The organism is Aureimonas altamirensis (genome assembly GCF_023702225.1).
In the GTDB taxonomy this organism is placed as follows: Bacteria; Pseudomonadota; Alphaproteobacteria; order Rhizobiales; family Rhizobiaceae; genus Aureimonas; species Aureimonas altamirensis_B.
Genome location: NZ_JAMQCO010000009.1, coordinates 24,175 through 38,328, shown reverse-complemented (window position 1 = coordinate 38,328; position 14,154 = coordinate 24,175). Strand labels below are relative to the sequence as shown.

At 66.4% G+C, this 14,154-nt stretch carries 14 protein-coding genes; 4 read left to right on the top strand and 10 right to left on the bottom strand.

Features of this window, described 5'->3' with window-relative positions; genetic code table 11:
• The first annotated feature begins 114 nt into the window (after positions 1–114).
• Positions 115–1,131, top strand: coding sequence for a LacI family DNA-binding transcriptional regulator (locus NDN16_RS15320; protein ID WP_251114342.1), 1,017 nt, complete (start codon positions 115–117; stop codon positions 1,129–1,131).
• Here the strand turns inward: NDN16_RS15320 and NDN16_RS15315 are convergent.
• Positions 1,128–1,985, bottom strand: coding sequence for an FAS1-like dehydratase domain-containing protein (locus NDN16_RS15315; RefSeq protein ID WP_251114341.1), 858 nt, complete (start codon positions 1,983–1,985; stop codon positions 1,128–1,130). The genes NDN16_RS15320 and NDN16_RS15315 overlap by 4 nt on opposite strands.
• Entirely contained in the window at positions 1,982–3,112 is a 1,131-nt protein-coding gene (locus NDN16_RS15310; RefSeq protein ID WP_251114340.1) for a CaiB/BaiF CoA transferase family protein, read from the bottom strand. The genes NDN16_RS15315 and NDN16_RS15310 overlap by 4 nt, the downstream gene beginning before the upstream one ends.
• Positions 3,113–3,398: 286 nt before the next feature.
• On the opposite strand from NDN16_RS15310, the gene NDN16_RS15305 reads away from it, so the two are divergent.
• A complete protein-coding gene (locus NDN16_RS15305) occupies positions 3,399–4,376 on the top strand; it encodes a tripartite tricarboxylate transporter substrate-binding protein (protein WP_251114339.1) in 978 nt (325 codons plus the stop codon).
• Positions 4,377–4,391: 15 nt separating this feature from the next.
• Here the strand turns inward: NDN16_RS15305 and NDN16_RS15300 are convergent, their stop codons facing one another.
• The 5 genes from NDN16_RS15300 to NDN16_RS15280 form a co-directional block, all read right to left on the bottom strand.
• Complete coding sequence (locus tag NDN16_RS15300; RefSeq protein WP_251114338.1) at positions 4,392–4,823, bottom strand: type II toxin-antitoxin system VapC family toxin; 432 nt, start codon at positions 4,821–4,823, stop codon at positions 4,392–4,394.
• On the bottom strand, positions 4,820–5,074 hold the full coding sequence (locus tag NDN16_RS15295) for a type II toxin-antitoxin system Phd/YefM family antitoxin (RefSeq protein ID WP_251114337.1): 255 nt from the start codon (positions 5,072–5,074) through the stop codon (positions 4,820–4,822). The genes NDN16_RS15300 and NDN16_RS15295 overlap by 4 nt, the downstream gene beginning before the upstream one ends.
• 61 nt (positions 5,075–5,135) lie before the next feature.
• A complete protein-coding gene (locus NDN16_RS15290; RefSeq protein ID WP_251114336.1) occupies positions 5,136–5,738 on the bottom strand; it encodes a LysE/ArgO family amino acid transporter in 603 nt (200 codons plus the stop codon).
• Between the two features lie 79 nt (positions 5,739–5,817).
• Positions 5,818–7,347: a fumarate hydratase gene (locus tag NDN16_RS15285; RefSeq protein WP_251114335.1), complete on the bottom strand. Its 1,530-nt coding sequence runs from the start codon at positions 7,345–7,347 to the stop codon at positions 5,818–5,820.
• On the bottom strand, positions 7,344–8,714 hold the full coding sequence (locus NDN16_RS15280) for an MmgE/PrpD family protein (RefSeq protein ID WP_251114334.1): 1,371 nt from the start codon (positions 8,712–8,714) through the stop codon (positions 7,344–7,346). Before NDN16_RS15280 ends, NDN16_RS15285 begins: the two co-directional genes overlap by 4 nt.
• A gap of 182 nt (positions 8,715–8,896) precedes the next feature.
• Here NDN16_RS15280 and NDN16_RS15275 point away from each other — a divergent pair, with 182 nt between their 5' ends.
• Complete coding sequence (locus tag NDN16_RS15275) at positions 8,897–9,838, top strand: LysR substrate-binding domain-containing protein (protein WP_251114333.1); 942 nt, start codon at positions 8,897–8,899, stop codon at positions 9,836–9,838.
• 14 nt (positions 9,839–9,852) lie between these two features.
• Here NDN16_RS15275 and NDN16_RS15270 read toward each other — a convergent pair whose 3' ends face one another.
• On the bottom strand, positions 9,853–10,731 hold the full coding sequence (locus tag NDN16_RS15270) for a LysR family transcriptional regulator (protein WP_251114332.1): 879 nt from the start codon (positions 10,729–10,731) through the stop codon (positions 9,853–9,855).
• Positions 10,732–10,818: 87 nt separating this feature from the next.
• On the opposite strand from NDN16_RS15270, the gene NDN16_RS15265 reads away from it, so the two are divergent.
• Positions 10,819–12,069: an MFS transporter gene (locus NDN16_RS15265; RefSeq protein ID WP_251114331.1), complete on the top strand. Its 1,251-nt coding sequence runs from the start codon at positions 10,819–10,821 to the stop codon at positions 12,067–12,069.
• Here NDN16_RS15265 and NDN16_RS15260 read toward each other — a convergent pair.
• The gene (locus tag NDN16_RS15260) at positions 12,044–12,835 is read right to left on the bottom strand and encodes an HpcH/HpaI aldolase/citrate lyase family protein (RefSeq protein WP_435301114.1); all 792 of its coding nucleotides are present in this window, start codon (positions 12,833–12,835) and stop codon (positions 12,044–12,046) included. The two genes, NDN16_RS15265 and NDN16_RS15260, sit on opposite strands and share 26 nt — an antisense overlap.
• Positions 12,832–13,995 carry an acyl-CoA dehydrogenase family protein gene (locus tag NDN16_RS15255; RefSeq protein ID WP_251114329.1) on the bottom strand — a complete coding sequence of 388 codons (1,164 nt, stop codon included), beginning with the start codon at positions 13,993–13,995 and terminating at the stop codon, positions 12,832–12,834. Before NDN16_RS15255 ends, NDN16_RS15260 begins: the two co-directional genes overlap by 4 nt.
• Between the last annotated feature and the right edge of the window lie 159 nt (positions 13,996–14,154).

Sequence of the window (14,154 nt, the reverse complement as noted above, 5' to 3'; positions counted from 1 at the left end):
TTCGCGCTCTCCCAAAGCGCTTTGATTGAAAGTTGAAGCGCTTTGGGTGTACTGTCAACCACTGATTTCATTCGATCGTCCCGATCGGATATGGGGAGGAAACACGCCGTGGCCATGAGCCTCAAGGAACTCGCGGCATCGCTTGGGCTGTCGCAGACCACGGTAAGTCGGGCCCTGAACGGCTATCCCGAGGTAGGGGAAAAGACCCGGCGGCGCGTGATGGAGGCGGCGGAGCGCGCCAACTACCGCGCCAGCACGGCGGCACGGCGGCTTGCCACGGGGCGGGCGAATGCATTGGGACTCGTCTTCTCGACGGAGCGGAACATTCTGGAACGCCCGATCGTCATGGATTTCCTGACCGGCGTGTCGGAAACCGCTGCACGGGAAGGACTGGACATCGTATTGACGCCGACCCGCGCCGGAGAGGAAGCGGAGGCCTGCATGCGCCTTGCCACCAGCGGGCTTGTCGATGCCCTGGTGCTGACGTCGCCGATTCTGGACGAGGTGCGCACCAGCGGCATCGCCGACCTCGCCTTTCCCATCGTCGCGCATGGCAGGCCGCTGCACGGCCAGAGCGTACCTTACCTCTCCATAGACAATTTCGGGGGGTTCCAGCATGGCGCCCGACATCTCGTCGAGCTTGGCCACAGGCGTATCGCACTCGTCAACGGCGAGGCGCGGCAGGCCTATGCCCAGGACAGGACCGAGGGTCTCGGCGCCGCATTGGACGAAGCGGGCATCGCCCGGGCGGACAATCTCATCCGTTACGGGCCACTGACATTCACGCAGGGCTATCGATCGACGCTGTCGATCCTGGACGAGCCGCAGCCGCCGACCGCCTTTCTGGCCTCGTCCATCCTTGTCGCGCTGGGCGCGATGAAGGCGTTGGCCGAGCGTGGCTTACGCGTGCCCGAAGACGTCTCCATCGTCGCCCATGACGACGAGGTGGCGGCATTCCCGCCCTCGATGGCCACGCCGCAACTGACGACGCTCAACTCGTCCATCCGGGCGGCCGGGGCGCGCATTGCCGAGATGGCGCTGGAGCGCATCGCTACGGGCGGCAAGCCCGTGCCGTCCGAGGTATGGCCTGTGCCGTTGACCGTTCGCGGGTCGACGGCCTTCGCGGCCTAACTCTCGAACGAAGCCGTCGCGCTCATCGCCACCGGCCCGCCGGGGCGGGCCGTCCAGAGGTTGAGAGCGCCGTCTGCTTCCGTCGCGTTCAGGGTGAACTGCGAATCGTCGAACAATGTCGAAAGGCTGCGGAACGCGAAGGTATCGGGCGCGCGGCCACGCAGTTTCGCCGCGAAATGATAGAGCATCGTCGCCTGCATCGGCCCGTGCACGACAAGGCCGGGATACATTTCCACTCCGGTCGCATAAGGCTTGTCGTAATGGATGCGATGGCCATTGAAGGTCAGGGCCGAATAGCGGAACAGAAGCGGCGCGGTCGGCATGACCGTGGTCACATGCTCGCCGGCCTGGGCGGCCTCCGGCTGCGCCTTGACGGCCGTCGCCGACTCCGCCTCGCGGTAGACGATGTCCTGCCGTTCCACGACGGCGACATCGCTGCCACTGGAAATCTCATGCCGCACCGTCACGAAGCACAGGCGGCCGGTGCGCCCCTCCTTCAGCACCACATCCTCGATCGTGGAGCGTCTGGTCACGACTTCGCCGATGGTCAGTGCGCCAAGCATCTCGAACTGGCCGCCGGCCCACATGCGCCGTGGCAGGGGCACCGGCGGCAGGAAACCGCCGCGCGCCGGGTGCCCGTCCGAGCCCAGCTCGCCCATCGGCACGGCAGGCGGTGCGACGCACAGATGGATCAGCTCGGGTGCAGGCTCGCCCGCCTCGGTGCTGCCCGGCAGCTCCAGCGTGGCGCGAAACCGCTTCACCAGTTCCGGCGACAACACTTCGGAGGCGACGTCCTGCCGGCCGATCCAGCCGCGCAGATGGTCGATATCGACGGTTTCGGGCGCGGCGCTCATTCGGCGGCCTCATGCGCGGCGTCGAGATCGGAATGCTCGCCGACCGCCGGCACGCGGCCATAGGCCCGCTCCTGCCCGGCAACGATGGGAGCCGGGGCCGGCAGGGACACCGGCCCGTTCGGCGTTTCCACCATGATGCGTCGCAGATGCGGGTGCTTCGACAGTGCCGCCATGTCGTTGACGGAGGCGAAGGCAACCTCGGCCCGCGTCAGGGCATCGGTGGCCGCGGCCTCGCCCATCGTGGCGAAGGCCGCCGATACGAGTGCATCCGTTTCGGCCCGATGGCGCACGCGCGCCACGTTGGAGGCGAAGCGCGCATCCTTGGGCAGATCCGGCTGGCCCAGGAAGACGTCGCAGAACTTGACCCATTCCCGCTCGCTCTGGATCGAGATCAGGAACACCGTTCCGTCCCCGGCGGTGAAGACGCCATAAGGCGCGATGGAAGGATGGGCGAGGCCGAGCCGGCGTGGGCTTTGCCCCCCCTCTTCCTGCAGCAGCGGAACGGCCAGCCAGTCGGCCATCACGTCGAACATGGATACATGGATCTCGCAGCCCTGGCCGCTGATGCCGCGTGCGATCAGCGCCTCCAGCACCGCGGCATGGGCCGTCGCGCCGGTTGCGATATCGACAAGGGATATGCCGACGCGGGCCGGTTCCGCCGGTCCGCCGGTGATGGAGGACAGGCCGGATTCGGCCTGGATCAGCAGGTCGTAGGCCTTGCGGTCCGCCAGCGGGCCACTGGCCCCGTAGCCGCTGATCGTGCAGTTGATCAGGCGCGGATTGGCGGCGCGCAATGCCTCCGCCCCCAGGCCCAGCCGTTCCAGCGCGCCGGGCTTGAGGTTCTGTACCAGTACATCGGCGCGAGATGCCAGATCGCGGAGGACGGCGAGGTCATCCGGCCTGGTCAGGTCCAGCGCCAGCGATTCCTTGCCCCGGTTCAACCAGACGAAATAGCTGCTCTGTCCTTTCGCGACGTCGTCGTAGCCGCGGGCGAAATCGCCGCTCGGCCGCTCGACCTTGAGGACGCGTGCGCCGGCATCGGCCAGCCGGGCCGTGCAGAAGGGGGCGGCGACGGCCTGCTCCACCGCCACGACCAAAAGACCTTCCAGTGGCAAGGCACTCTTCATGCGGACGAATCCTCCCGAAATGCGATACGATTTTGCGCGCATTGTTCCAGCGCTGCGGCGGGGCCGCAAAGATGCTTTTGGGCTGGCGCCCATAGCGAAGTTCTATGGAGAGGCCAGAACCGCGCGTTATGCCCGCCAGAGCGAAGCTGTCTTTGCCTGAGGGCCCGTATCTGGAACAATTTCATTCTTACGTCTGCCCCGCCTCGGGGCCGGTCCGGTCAATGGCGCCTCCATGAACCGTCGCAAGAACGGCATGGCTGGCCCGCACCAATAGGGAGGAGACCCTTTGAAGAAGCTGTTGTTCGCCGCGCTCGCCGCTGCCGTTTCCCTGTCCGCCGTCGGCGCCGCCAAGGCACAGGATTACCCCACCCAGCCCGTGACGCTGATGATCCCCTTCTCGGCAGGCGGCCCGACGGACGTTATCGCCCGCCTTCTCGCACAAGTCATGAGCGAGGATCTCGGACAGCAGGTTCTGGTCGAAAACGTCACCGGCGCCGGGGGCACGCTGGCGTCCGGCCGGCTGGCCCAGTCGACGCCCGATGGCTATACCGTTCTCCTGCATCACATGGGCATCGCCACAAGCGCGACGCTGTATCGCAACCTGCCCTACGATCCGCTCACTGCCTTCGACTATATCGGGCAGGTTACGACCGTTCCCATGCTGCTCGTCTCGCGGCCGGACTACCCGGCCGAGGACTTCAGGCAGCTTCTGGAGATGATCCGCGAAAATCCGGAAGAGACGCTTCTCGCCAATGCCGGCCCCGGCGCCGTTTCGCATCTCTGCGGCATGTTGTTCATGCAGGCGGTCGGCGTGCAGCTGACGACCGTCCCCTATCCCGGCACCGGCCCGGCGATGACGGATACGATGGGCGGCCAGGTCGACCTGCTCTGCGACCAGACCACCGGCGCGACCAATCCTGTCCAGTCCAAAGCTGTGAAGGCGTATGCCACCGCCACGAAGGAGCGGATCGCCGTCCTGCCGGACGTGCCGACCGCGCTGGAGCAAGGCCTCGAGGGCTTCGAGATCGGCGTGTGGCACGGCATGTACGTTCCGGCCGGTACGCCCGAGCCTGTGAAGGAGCGCCTGACGGGCGCACTGCAGAAGGCGCTGCAGGACGAGACGGTGATCCGCCGCTTCGCCGAACTCGGCACCGAGCCGGTGCCGCAGGAAGACGCCACGCCGGAATCGCTCGAGAAGCATTACAAGGAGCAGATCGAGTTCTGGCGTCCCCTCATCGAGGAAGCAGGCGAATACGCCAACTGAACCCGTCGGGGCGCCTCATGGAAGGCGCCCTGCCCATGGGTTGAGAAGCGAAACAGGGACGCCTGCGAAATCTCGTATATTGCGGGTCACGAGCGTCAAGCCGTGCACGATTGCAGTCGCCGCAATGAATGCATCGTTGATTGGGCGTGGGTTTGGAACGTGGAGCCGGGCCGCCTGCAGAGCAACCGCTTCATCAACAGCCAGCAAACGCTCGAGGAACATTGCCCGAACACCGGCCTCCAACCAGTTCCTCAACGCATACCCGGCCACGGCATCACTGCGCTCGGCTCGCAGAACGCCAACCTCCAGCTCGTGGAGAACGATGCTGGAGATATACGTTACACTCGGGTCGATGCCCTCTGCCCACCCGGCAACGTTGATATCTGCCCGCCCAGATCGGATCTTACGCAATTCTGAGATCACGCAGGTGTCTAGCAGATACGTCACGACAGATCGACCGGCTCCGCCTTTTCCAGTCGGTCGGGAAGAGGAAGATCATAGTCACAGCCGCCCGGCATGGCCAAAAGATCGCCAAGCTTGCGCGGGCCCCCTGATAGCCGCGTATACTCTTCAAATGACATCAGCACATGCGCAGGGCGTCCCCTGTCGGTGATGATGACCGGCCCGTTCAAGGCCGCGCGTTTAGCTGCGCCGAGATCCTGATTGAGTTCGCGTCCGGACAAAGTCGATATGGGCATAGGAAGATCCGCCGCTCATTGTGGTTACGTAACCACATATACGCCATGGGTGCCGTATCCGCTAGAGCCCGCGCAGAAGATTGACGGCGATGGCCCACATGACGATGGCGATCGCGCCTTCCAGGATACGCCATGCCGACGGGTTGGCGAAGACGGGTCGCAGGTAGCGCGCCCCGAACCCGAGCGCGAAGAAGAACAGGAAAGACGCCGTCGTCGCTCCGGCGGCGAAGATCGCCTCCCGCCCGGGGAAGCCCGTGGACAGGCTGCCGAGCAGCACGACCGTATCCAGATAGACGTGCGGGTTTGCGAAGGTCAGCGCAAGGCAGGTCGCCAGAACCGGCCATAGCGGTGTCGCAGGCGCGGCGGAGACCACCAGCGCCTGGTCGGAGCGGAAGGCGGATATCATGCTGCGGCATCCATACCAGATCAGGAATGCGGCCCCCGCGTAGCGCATCGCGGGCTCGATCGCCGGCATCAGTTCGGCGACGCGCGCGAACGCCAGAACGCCCAGCCAGATCAGCGCCGCATCGGACAGGGCGCAAGCCAGCACGACGGCCAGCACGTGCTCGTTACGCAGGCCCTGGCGCAGCACGAACGCATTTTGCGCGCCGATCGCCACGATCAGGCTGAAGCCCATCAGAAGTCCATTGAGATATGCCGTCATGGCCTGCCTGTTCCCCCCGATCGGCAACCGAATATCCGGTCGAAACGATTCGGGACAAGGCATTCCTGTCCTCCGGCGCCTACTCCGCCAGTTCGCGGCCCTGATATGTGATTGGCGGGGCGCGCCATTGCATGGGCCCGGTCTTGTGGATCGATTGGCCTTCCGCATCCACTGCCACCGTAACCGGCATATCCTCCACCACGAATTCGTGGATGGCCTCCATCCCCAGATCGTCGAAGGCGATCACCTTCGCCGAACGGACAGCCTTCGAGACGAGATAGGCCGCTCCGCCCACTGCGATCAGATAGGCCGCGCCATGCCGGCCGATGCTGGCGACGGTCTCCTCGCCGCGCTCGGCCTTGCCGATCATCACCAGAAGGCCGGTGCGCTCCAGGAGGATGTCGGTATAGGGGTCCATGCGCGTGGCGGTCGTCGGCCCGGCGGGGCCCACCGCCTCCCCCGCAACCGCGTCGACCGGCCCGACATAGTAGATCGCCCGCCCTCTCAGATCGACGGGCAGCTCCTCTCCCCGCTGCAATAGCGCGGCCAGCCGCTTGTGCGCCGCATCCCGGCCGGTCAGCAGCCGACCCGACAGAAGAAGCGTCTGGCCGGCGCGCCAGCCCGCTACCTCGGCCGGGGTCAGTCGATCGAGGTCGACCTTCAGCGCATCGGCGCCGGCATCCAGCGCCACCTGCGGCCAGTCCTGCATGCGCGGTGCCGGAAACTCGGCTGGTCCGCTCCCGTCCAGCCGGAAACCGATATGCCGGTCGGCCACGCATTGCGGTATCAGCGCCACCGGCATGGAGGCGGCATGCACCGGATAGGTCTCGATCTTCACGTCCAGGACGGTCGTCAACCCGCCCAATCCCTGCGCGCCGATGCCGAGCGCATTGATGCGCCGGTACAGGTCCACGCGCATTTCCTCCTGCGCGGTCCGTGGCACCCGCGCCAGCAACGCGCCCATGTCGATCGGCTGCAGCAGCGCGCCCTTGGCCAGCAGCATCGCCTTCTCGGCCGTGCCGCCGACGCCGACGCCGAGGATACCGGGCGGGCACCAGCCCGCCCCCAGCGTCTCGACGGTGCGCACAACCCACTCGGCGACGTCGTCACCGGGGTTGAGCGCAGCGAAGCTCGCCTTGTTCTCCGATCCGCCCCCCTTAGCGGCCACATGGACGTCCACGCCGCTTCCCGCCACCAGCTCGACATGGGTGACAGCCGGGGCGTTCGTGCGCGTATTCCGCCTGTCGAACAGCGGGTCGGCCACGATGGAGGCGCGCAACGGGTTTTCGGCGTCGGTGTAGGCGATGGCGACCGCCTCGTTGACCACGTCGGCGATTGCCTCGTCGAAGTCGAAACGCGCCTGCATGCCGACCTTCAGGAACACGTTGACCGTGCCCGTATCCTGGCAGATCGGGCGGCGCCCGATGGCCGCCATGCGCGAATTCACCAGGATCTGCTTGATCGCGTCACGGGCAGCCGGGCTTCTCTCATGCTCCAGCGCTTGCGCCAGATGCGCCAGGAAATCCGGCGGATGGTAGACGGCGATATATTGCAGCGCGTCCGCGATGGACGTCACCAGATCGTCCCGCCGGATGATGCCCCGGCTCATGCGGCCTCGGCGGAGATGACCACCCGGTTGCACCTGTCCATGTCCAGGAAGGCCTCGGCAAGGGCGGACGTGCCGGCACGCCCCAGCACCGGCATGGCCAAAGTGTCGAACTTGCCGCGCAAGGCTGCCGCATCCGGAAAGGTCTCCGGCTCGCCCGAAGGATCGGCGATCCGCCGCTCGATCGTTTCGCCGCCCCGCATCTCGACGGTCAGCGTCGCGCCGAAAGGATGCCGCAGCCCTTCCAGCGTTTCGTCCCGAACGACGTCGACGCGATCGGCAAGTTCATTCAACGACGCGTCGCCGAGGCGCTTGTAGTCGTCCCAGCCGAACGAGCCCTGGTCCAGCATCACGGCGGCGGTGAAGGGCATGGAGAACTGGCCATCCACTACGGAGGCGGGGCGACGCTTCTCGTCCAGCGGCGCGCCCGTCAATACGATGCCGTTGCGGTGCAGGCCGATGGTCACGCGCGCGGCCGTGTCCCCCGTCAGGCCGGCTTGCGCGCGCAGACTCTTCAATCCGTCCAGCGCAGCATGGGTGTAGCGGCAACTCGGATAGGGCTTCACGCCGATGCGCATGGTTTCCCAGACGACGCCGAGATCGGCGATGGCCCGCTCGGGCCTTGCCCCGTCGGTATAACCGACCAGCAGACCATGCCTTCCTTCGATCGGCTCGGACGCCGCGAAGAAGCCGTCCGCGGCCAGCGCCCCGGCCATCACGCCGTTCATCGCCGCCTGCCCTACCTGCCATCGCTTGTTCCAGCCGCCATTCTGCAGGAATTGCAGCGAACCGGCCGCCTGGCTGCCCGAGACGCCGAAGGCCCGGGCGATGCCCTCGGCATCCAGCCCGTACAGTTTTGCGGCAGCGGCCGCCGCCCCGAAGGTGCCGGCCGTCGCCGTCGGGTGGAAGCCGCGCGCGTAGTGCGCCGTCGGATCCAGCGCCAGCCCGAGCCGGCAGCAGACCTCATACCCCGCCACGATGGCGGCCACCACTTCCGCGCCGCTGGCGCCAACCGCCTCGCCCACGGCCAGCGCTGCCGGGACGACGGGAGCGGATGGGTGCAGCGAGGAGTCCGCGTGCGTGTCGTCGAAATCGAGGGAATGCCCAAGCGCGCCGTTCAACAGGGCCGCGACAGGCGGAGCGTAGAGGCGGCCGGTGCCGACCACGCCTGCAGCGCCTGCCCCATCCAGCCCCATGCGGTGGACAGCGGCAAGGATGGCAGGGGTCGAATCCGCCTCGCTGCCAGCGCGCACGATGGAACCGGCAAGATCCAGCGAAAGCTCCTTGACCCGGGTCACGACGTCGGACGGCAGGTCGTCGAAGCGGAGATCGGCCACGAAGCGGGCCAAAGTCATCGTAAGATCGTGCATCCTGTTCCTCCCATGAAACATTTCAGGCGCTCGCGCGGGACAATCGCCGCCGCCACCCACGCGCTCCAATACAGCTTCACGATGGCCGCCAGCACGTTTCACGCTGCCCCCTCGACTTGGCGGGGCTGTTAGGACATAGGAAAGCAGGCAATAGAGCACTACCGCAACCGGGATCGTATCATTTGGATCTAAGGCAGCTCCGTTATTTCATCGGCATCGTCGAAGCCAAGTCCTTCTCGCGCGCCGCCATTTCGCTGCGCGTCGCCCAGCCCGCGCTTTCCCTGCATGTCCGCAACATGGAGGCCGATCTCGGCACAGAGCTTCTCCTGCGCACGCCGCAGGGCGTGGTGCCGACGGCCGCGGGCGAACTGCTTCTGGATCGCGCCAGGCGTCTCGTGGCCGATTTCGAGGACATGAAACGCCAGGTCTCCGAATCCGACAACGAACCGGCCGGCGAGGTACGCCTCGGCCTGCCGGGGACGATCGGCGAATTGCTGTCCGTACCGCTGATCCTGAAGACGCGGCAGGCCTATCCGCGCATCCATCTGACGGTGGCGGAGGCGATGAGCGGCTTCGTGCTGGAGTGGCTGGACGAAGGCCGGGTCGATCTCGGGCTTCTCTATATCCCCGTCGACAGGCACGGCCTGCGTTCCCTCGCCCTGATTTCCGAGGAGCTTTGTCTCTTCGGGCCGTCGGAGGGCGTCCCGGGCTGCCCGCCGCCGCAGGACGACACGGCGACCCTCGACGAGATCTGCCGTATGCCGCTCGTGCTGCCGGGGGTCGGCCACGGGCTGCGCACGCTGGTGGATGCGGAGATGGAGCGCGCCGGTCTGGAGATCGCCACCGTCATCGACGTCGACTCCTATGGAGCGATCAAGGAACTGGTGGCGCAGCGTGTCGGATATTCCATCCTGCCGTTCAACGCCATCGCGCGCGAGGTCGAGGCCGGGCGCTTCCTGTCCTGGCAGGCCGGCAAGCCAGCCCTGTCGCGCAACGTGCATCTGGTGCAGCCGTTCGACCGGCCGATCGCCAAGGCGGCCACCGCGGTCGAGGCCCTGTGCCGGGAAACCCTTGCCGAACTCGTCGCATCGGGCCGCTGGCGCGCGCGCCTGATCGCCGGCTGATCCCGGTCATTGCCCTAGCGACGCAGCAGCTTCCAGAAATTCAGCGCCGTCGGCGGCGTGCGCTGCGCTGTATAGGCCGCCGCCAGCGGTATGCGGGCGTGGGCATCGGCAAGCGGCCGGTAGACCACGCCGGAAAGGCGGATGCAGCTCATGGACTCCGGCATCAGGGATATGCCCAGCGCCGCGGACACCAGCGACAGGATGGAGGCGATATGCGGCGCTTCGCGTCCGATGCGCGGCTCGAAGCCGGCTTCGCGGCACAGATCCAGCGTCACGTCTCTCAGCCCTCGCCCCACCTCGCGCGGGGTCAGGATCAAGGCATCGTTCCGCAGGTCGATGAGCCGGAGCGTCGAGGCCGCAGCCAAGGCGTGCCCTTCCGGAAGCGCGGCCATCAGCCGCTCGTCGATCACGGTGCGCAGCGTCAGCGATGGGCGTTCCAGTCCGGCCGGCCGCACCAGCGCGATATCCAGTTGCCCTTCGTCGATATGACGGACGAGTTCCAGTGAATTCGCTTCCTCGATCCGGAGTGCGACGTCCGGGTATAGCTGGCCGAAACGGCGGATGCAGTCCGGCACGATCGGGTTCAGGGCCGCGGTCGAAGTCATGCCGACGGCAAGCCTTCCTCCTTCCCCGCGCGCCGCCCTGCGGGCGGCGTCCGCCGCCTCGTCGGCGCGGGCCGGCATACCGCCCACCCGCTCCAGGAACGCCTGCCCCGCTTCCGTCAGTTCCGCGCCGTACGGGCGACGATAGAACAGGGCCGCGCCCACCTCCCGCTCCAGATCCTTGATCTGCATGCTCAAGGGCGGCTGGCCGATGCCGAGCCGCTCTGCGGCCCTCGTAAAGTTACCTTCCTGGGCCACGGCCAGGAAATAACGAATGTGACGCAGCTCCATTCCATATATTCCATATATCGGATAATGCGTCTCCATATATTAGCCGCATGGGCTGCATGGGGATATATCGGTGACAGAGGTTTTTCGATGTCACAGATCACAGCGTCCTACGCCCTTCCCATTCAAACCGTGCCCCAGGGGCGCCCCGGCGAAGGCTGGATCAGGTCCGGTACGGCCGAGCATCGCCGCGCGGGCACGGCCCTTTTTCTTGCGGGGTTCGCGAGCTTCTCGCTGATCTACTGCGTCCAGCCGCTGCTTCCCTCCTTCGCCGAAGATTTCGGCATCGGGGCCGCCCGGAGTTCGCTGGCTCTCTCCCTGACAACCGGGCTCCTGGCCTTCTCGATCATGGTCGCCGGCGCCCTGTCGCAGGCCGTCGGGCGGCGTGAGTTGATGTTCGCCTCCATGTTGCTTGCCGCCGGGCTCAATCTGGCGGCGGCATTCGCACCCGGCTGGAACGGCTTCCTGGCGGCACGGGCGCTGGAAGGGATCGTGCTCGGCGGCGTACCGGCAGTCGCCATGGCCTGGCTGGCGGAAGAGATCCACCCGGCCCATCTGGGCCGGACGATGGGGCTCTACGTCGCGGGCACCGCTTTCGGCGCGATGATCGGCCGTGTCGGCATGGGGCTGATGACGGAGATCGCCTCGTGGCGCGTGGCCCTGGGAACGCTTGGCTTTCTCTGCATCCTTTCGGCCATCGGATTCCTGGTGCTGCTGCCGCGTTCGCGAAACTTCGTGGCGCAGCCAGGCCTTTCGCTGCGGTTCCACCTCAGTGCCTGGGCCGGCCACCTGCGCAATCGCAATCTGTGGCGCCCCTATGCCACCGGAGCGATCCTGACCGGCGTCTTCGTCACGCTGTTCAACTATGCGACGTTTCGCCTGGCTGGCGCGCCGTTCGGTTTCGACCAGACGCAGATCAGCTTCATCTTCCTTGCCTTCGCCATCGGCTGCGTGTCCTCGACCGCGGCGGGCCGGCTGGTGGACCGGTTCGGACGCCGCACCATGCTGGTGGCCGGCTTCGCGGTCATGCTGGCGGGGGTGGGGCTGACGCTATCCACCGCCCTGCCCGTCATCATCCTCGGTATCGTGCTCGTGACCGTCGGCTTCTTCATCAACCACTCGGTCACGAGCGGCAGCGTCGGGCCGCTGGCCGGAAGCAACAGGGGCCATGCGGCATCGCTCTATCTTCTGTTCTACTATCTCGGCGCCAGCCTCATGGGCTGGCTCGGCGGCTGGTTCTGGCAGGCGGGCGGCTGGCCTGCCGTCGTCGGCCTGACAGCCGCACTGGCCTTGGCCGGCCTCCTGCTTTCGGCCTCTACGCCGAGGCTCCGGCGCGGCTGAGGATCGCCTCGGCGCGCAGGCGCACGGGCGCATCGACCATGGCTCCATCGACGCGGGACGCACCGTCGGCCGCGGCAACGACCCGCCGTGCCCATGCGATCTCCGCCGCATCCGGCATCAGGCCAGCAAGTGCCGGCGTTATCTGACGCGGATGGATCAGCAGCTTGCCACCGAAACCGAGTTCGCGTGCATGGCGCGCATCGTCCTCGACCGCGGCCGCATCGTCGATTGCGGTCGTCACCCCGTCGAGAGGCGCGGCGATTGCAGCCAGGCGGGAGGCCAGCACGATCTCGGATCGCGCAGCGCAAAGAGCCTCACGCGTATGGGCGCAACCGATATCGGCGGAGAAATCGATGGAGCCGAAAGCAAGGAGGGCGACCCCATCCAGGGCCGCCAGGGCCCGCGCATCGGCGAGCCCGCGAGCGTTTTCCACCAGCGCGATCACCGGCTTGCCGCCCAGCGCAGCGGCAAACCCCTCTCCCATCTCGGCCTTCGGCACCATCACGGCCGCGACATCGAGCGCGGCGACCGCCGCCATGTCGGCGGCATGCCATTGCGTGCCGGGCGCGTTGACGCGCACGATGATGGGTACGCTGCCGAAGCCGGTGCGCAGCGCGGCGCGGGCGGCATCCTTGTCCTGTGCCGCGACGGCATCCTCGAGATCGATGATGATTGCGTCGGCGCCGGAAGCCGCCGCCTTCTCGAACCGCTCCGGACGGTTCCCCGGCACGAAGAGCGGCGCGGCGATCCGCAAGGACTCCATCAGAACGACCTCGGCAGGCCCAGGACGTGTTCCGCCACGTAGGAGAGGATCAGATTGGTCGAAATGGGCGCGACCTGATAGAGGCGCGTTTCGCGGAACTTGCGCTCGATATCGTACTCGGCCGCGAAACCGAAGCCGCCATGGAATTGCAGGCAGGCGTTCGCGGCCTCCCACGATGCCTTGGCCGCGAGATACTTGGCCATATTGGCCTCGGTGCCGCAGGGACGGTTCTCGTCATAGAGGCGGCAGGCCTCGAAGCGCATGAGGTTGGCGGCCTCGATCTCGATGAAGCTTTCGGCGATGGGAAACTGCACGCCCTGGTTCTGCCCGATAGGCCGGCCGAAGACGACCCGTTCCTTGGTGTAGGCCGTCACCTTGTCGATGAACCAGTAGCCGTCGCCGATGCATTCGGCGGCGATCAGCGTGCGCTCGGCGTTGAGGCCGGTGAGGATGTATTTGAAGCCCTGTCCTTCCTCGCCTATCAGGTTTTCCGCCGGGATCTCCAGATTGTCGAAGAACAGCTCGTTCGTCTCGTGGTTCACCATGTTCAGGATAGGCTGGACGCTCATACCCTTCCCGATCGCGTCCTTCAGGTCGACGATGAAGATCGACATGCCTTCGGACTTCTTCTTGACTTGGTCGAGCGGGGTCGTCCGCGCCAGAAGGATCATCAGGTCGGAATGCTGGATACGGGAGATCCAGACCTTCTGCCCGTTGATGACGTAGCGGTCTCCCTTGCGGACGGCCGTCGTCTTGATCTTCGTCGTGTCGGTGCCGGTGGTCGGCTCCGTCACGCCCATGGACTGAAGGCGCAGCTCACCTGCGGCGATGCGCGGCAGGTATTTCTGCTTCTGCTCCTCCGAGCCGTGCCGGACCAGCGTGTTCATGTTGTACATCTGGCCGTGGCACGCGCCCGAGTTGCCACCCGCGCGGTTGATCTCCTCCATGATGACGGAGGCTTCCGTCAGGCCGAGGCCCGAGCCGCCGTATTCCTCGGGGATCAGCGCCGCCATCCAGCCGGCCTGGGTCAGCGCGTCGACGAAGGCCTCGGGATAGCCGCGCTGCTCGTCGATCTTGCGATGGTACTCCGCCGGGAAATCGGCGCACAGGGCGCGCACGGCCTCGCGGATTTCCGTAAACTGCTCAGCTCCCACCGTCTTCATGCCGTTTCCTCGCCCATGCTTGTTCGTTTGCTGGGGCGAGAGGTAGCAAAGCGCGAAGGGCGGTACGAATAGACAATTGCGCGCCGCCATATAACTTTCCGCTATGAAACGGGTGGAAGCGGCCGGCAACGGTTGCAGTTGCATAAGGCAGGCCACGGC

Coding starts and splice junctions, on each gene's coding strand:
- NDN16_RS15320 (WP_251114342.1), top strand. CDS start 115: ATGAGCCTCAAGGAACTCGCGGCATCGCTTGGGCTGTCGCAGACCACG.
- NDN16_RS15315 (WP_251114341.1), bottom strand. CDS start 1,985: ATGAGCGCCGCGCCCGAAACCGTCGATATCGACCATCTGCGCGGCTGG.
- NDN16_RS15310 (WP_251114340.1), bottom strand. CDS start 3,112: ATGAAGAGTGCCTTGCCACTGGAAGGTCTTTTGGTCGTGGCGGTGGAG.
- NDN16_RS15295 (WP_251114337.1), bottom strand. CDS start 5,074: ATGCCCATATCGACTTTGTCCGGACGCGAACTCAATCAGGATCTCGGC.
- NDN16_RS15290 (WP_251114336.1), bottom strand. CDS start 5,738: ATGACGGCATATCTCAATGGACTTCTGATGGGCTTCAGCCTGATCGTG.
- NDN16_RS15285 (WP_251114335.1), bottom strand. CDS start 7,347: ATGAGCCGGGGCATCATCCGGCGGGACGATCTGGTGACGTCCATCGCG.
- NDN16_RS15280 (WP_251114334.1), bottom strand. CDS start 8,714: ATGCACGATCTTACGATGACTTTGGCCCGCTTCGTGGCCGATCTCCGC.
- NDN16_RS15270 (WP_251114332.1), bottom strand. CDS start 10,731: ATGGAGCTGCGTCACATTCGTTATTTCCTGGCCGTGGCCCAGGAAGGT.
- NDN16_RS15265 (WP_251114331.1), top strand. CDS start 10,819: ATGTCACAGATCACAGCGTCCTACGCCCTTCCCATTCAAACCGTGCCC.
- NDN16_RS15255 (WP_251114329.1), bottom strand. CDS start 13,995: ATGAAGACGGTGGGAGCTGAGCAGTTTACGGAAATCCGCGAGGCCGTG.